At 65.6% G+C, this 3,213-nt stretch carries 3 protein-coding genes; all 3 read right to left on the bottom strand.

What is annotated here, in order from left to right:
- Positions 1-168: 168 nt before the first annotated feature.
- The 3 genes from QZY48_RS15945 to QZY48_RS15955 all read right to left on the bottom strand — a co-directional run bounded on the left by QZY48_RS15945 (position 169) and on the right by QZY48_RS15955 (position 3,034).
- A complete protein-coding gene (locus QZY48_RS15945) occupies positions 169-2,238 on the bottom strand; it encodes a recombinase family protein (RefSeq protein WP_295432602.1) in 2,070 nt (689 codons plus the stop codon).
- Positions 2,239-2,376: 138 nt separating this feature from the next.
- On the bottom strand, positions 2,377-2,709 hold the full coding sequence (locus QZY48_RS15950) for a DUF6788 family protein (RefSeq protein WP_295432605.1): 333 nt from the start codon (positions 2,707-2,709) through the stop codon (positions 2,377-2,379).
- 55 nt (positions 2,710-2,764) lie between these two features.
- Positions 2,765-3,034, bottom strand: coding sequence for a DUF5372 family protein (locus tag QZY48_RS15955; protein WP_295432607.1), 270 nt, complete (start codon positions 3,032-3,034; stop codon positions 2,765-2,767).
- Positions 3,035-3,213 lie beyond the last annotated feature (179 nt).

The following is a 3,213-nucleotide window of genomic DNA, read 5'->3' on the forward strand; positions in this document are numbered from 1 at the left end:
CAGCAGCCGATGGACTTGGGACACCGCCTCATGGGCGTTGCGACCCTCCCGATCAGCAGATTGCTCCGGTTGCAGGTCGGCCTCGAAGATCGGCGCCAGCACCAGGACGGCTGCCGTCTCGACCACCCGGTCGCGGATCGTTGGGACGGTGATTGCATAGTGCACCTCCTACAGTGCGGGTTCGGGATGACGCTGAACCGACAAGCGTGAAGAGCTTGCGACCCAATCGGCAAGACGCTGCTCATCGCCGCTCTCGAGATGGATTCGATAAGGCGTGCCCGGCTTGCGCTGGCAGGCCGACACGTGTCCGCGCTCGATCCAGTAATAGACCACATGGCAGCTGACGTCGAATTTGATCATCATCTGCTCGACACTCAAGCCATCAGCGTCCTCAGGGGGCGGACTGGGGATCGCATGCTTGTAGCGTACCCATCGGATCATGGCGAAGGTAAAGGCCTTTCCGGTGGGACTCGTCTGGCCCTCTTGGTTTAGCTGCGCGGCGATCTGGGCATCGTCTAGGGTGGCGGCCAACGTCTTGATGCGCTCGACGGTGGCTGGCGGATAGCGCACTTGATCGGGGCGGCTGAGCGGTAAGCTCACGGCCACCTCACTGAGCGCACCCCCTTGCCAACGCATGTGCAGTCGCAGCTGCTTAGGGGCCGCGCGCTCGACCGTGACATCCTTGATCAGCAGGCGCAGTAGGCGCTTGCGATCCTTGGCCGTGGTCGTCGGTGCCGACCACAGGGTCGGGACATCCTCGGCCAACGCCAGCACCTGCGCACGCTGCCGCGCGCTGAGCACCAGCGAGCGCGACTGGTTGGCTTGCTCGCTGTGCTGCTGCAGCTCGGCCAGTCGCTGCAACGCCTCGTTCCAGCGCTGTTCCAAAGTGGCCGCCACCAGACGATTGGCGGGATCAACCTCGGCGTAGCGACGCTCGGCGAGCTGCGCCTCGTAGTCGGCACGCTGAAGACGCAGCTGCCAGTGCTGACGCTGGGCGGCCTCGCGGCCCTCCAGCTCATCGAGCGCACGCAGGGCCAGCTCGAGCTCGGCCGGCTGCAGGGCCGCCAGAACTCGCTCGGCGACGACCGTATCGAGCAGGTCGCAGCGCACGCTCAGACAGTCACGCGTGTCGAGCCCCTCGTGCCGCTTCCAGTTACACAGATAGACCGGCGCGACCCCGCCCTGGCCCTGATCGCGCACCGTCACACGCCGACCACAGTGCGCGCAGACCAAGAGCCCTTGCAGCAGCGCCAGTCCCTCACGCGCCGGACCGCTCAACAGAGTCGTCTCGCTCAGGGTGCAATTGCTCGCCAAGCGCGCCTGATTATCCAAATAGGTTACCCAGTCGATGTAGCCGGGATGATGATCGGGCAGGTTGACCTGCCACTCGGCCATCGGCACAACGCTGGTCTTGGTCTGGACGCTGCCATCCGGGCCGAGGCAGCGTTGGTATTGATAGCGTCCATAGACGTAGGCCCCGGCATAGGCCGGGTTGCGCAGGATACCCAACACCCGCTCATGGCTCAGCCGCCCCCACAGGAGCCGCCCGTCCCAGGCCCCGCCATAGGCGCGCTTGGGAAAAGTCAAACCGGCCTTGGCGAAGTGCTGAACCACCCCGTAGGCGCTGCCAGTGTCGCGGAAGAGGCGAAACACCAGCGCGATGGCACTGCGCACTTCGGCGTCCGGATCGAGCACGATCTGCCCGTCGACATAGACCAGCCCGACCGGCAGCGGGCTATGCAGCTCGCCCTTGGCGGCCTTGTTGCGTTTGCCGCCGAGGAGGCGCGCGCGCAAGAAATGCAGCTCCGCCTGCGCCATGGTGCCTTTCAAGCCCAATAGCAGCCCGTCGTTGAAGTCGCCCGGGTCGTAGCAGCCATCTTCGTCGATCACCAGCGTGCGGGTCAGTGCACAGAGCTCGAGCAGGCGCTGCCAGTCGGCATTGGAGCGGGCCAGACGCGAGACCTCCAACGCCAGCACCGCCCCCACATGATCCATTGAGACCTCTGCCACCAGGGTCTTGAAGTCTTCGCGCTGCGCGCTGTGCGCCCCGGACTGGCCCAGGTCGCCATCCAGGATGCGGATCGCCGTCTCCGCCCAGCCCAGGGCAATGGCCTTCTCGCGCAGGGCATACTGCCGCTCGGTGCTCTCCTGGTGGTGCCGCACCTGGCCCATCGTCGATTGACGCACATAGACGTACGCCGGGCGCTGCAGGTGGTGAGGGGTGATCTGCGCACTCATGAGGGACCTCCGCCGGGGTGGGCTGGCACGCCTGCCCGTCAAGGAAGGTGGCCAGCATGTTGGCGATCACAGGGGCAGCGAGGGCGTGATCGAAGGCGACGGTGAGAAGGACCGCAGGCGCGCTCACCGTCGCGGCTCTCACAGCGGCTCGCGACGGCGCAACAATTCACTGTTGATGGCGCAGATCTCCTCCAGGAGTGCGCGCAGACGTTGGTAGTTGGCGAGATAGGTACGGACCTGCTCGAGCACGGCCTGCGGCACATAGTCCATCAGTGGTCGCGCACCCGGATGGCTGACCGAGAGGTAGTACTTCGGACCATGGCCGCGCCCGCTGGCACACTGACAGCCAGGCTTACCGCAGCGTTTGTAGCGCTCGATCAGGGAGCCGCGCAGGATCGCCTCCTGCGGCGGCAGTTGCTCCACCAGTTGGCGGCGACGCTGCCGCAGCGCGGGAGTGGGCGTCTCACGCATATCTGTCAGACCACGTCTCTAACTGGTCTGAACATGGTTCATCGGGGACGCCTTGTCAAGGATCGGCGTGCCGCACGGCCAGCTCGCTGACCAGCTCAGTCAGCTCGCCAAGCGTCTCGAGCGCCAGTTGGCTCAGGCAACCATCGGGCCTCGGAATCGGCTCGCTCAGCGACCAGTCGGTCCAGTCGCGGGCGATGGCATAGCTGCCTCGCTCGGCGTGGCGCAGTATCAGGATCTCAAGCCCGCCCGAGCGGCGTGTCTTGAGAACTCCGAAGCGCTGACCGCGCAGGGGATGGAAGGGATGGGTGATCGTCGCCCATCCCAAACGAGCGTTAGGGGCGGGTGCAGTTGGCGGGGAACGTCGGGATACCCAGGGGCCGCTGCTGGCCGTTCGGTTTGGGGATATAGACTCGGCGTACCGGACTCGCCCGGTAGCGCTTTTCCTTCAGGGCTTGCGCCAGTTCGCCCAACCATCGCTCAACCCCGTCCGTCTCAATGTCGGAA

Source organism: uncultured Thiodictyon sp. (assembly GCF_903828115.1).
GTDB lineage: Bacteria > Pseudomonadota > Gammaproteobacteria > Chromatiales > Chromatiaceae > Thiodictyon.

What these genes read in the sequence shown, in the direction of transcription:
- QZY48_RS15945 (WP_295432602.1), bottom strand. Translation starts at nt 2,238, where the DNA reads ATGAGTGCGCAGATCACCCCTCACCACCTGCAGCGCCCGGCGTACGTC.
- QZY48_RS15950 (WP_295432605.1), bottom strand. Translation starts at nt 2,709, where the DNA reads ATGCGTGAGACGCCCACTCCCGCGCTGCGGCAGCGTCGCCGCCAACTG.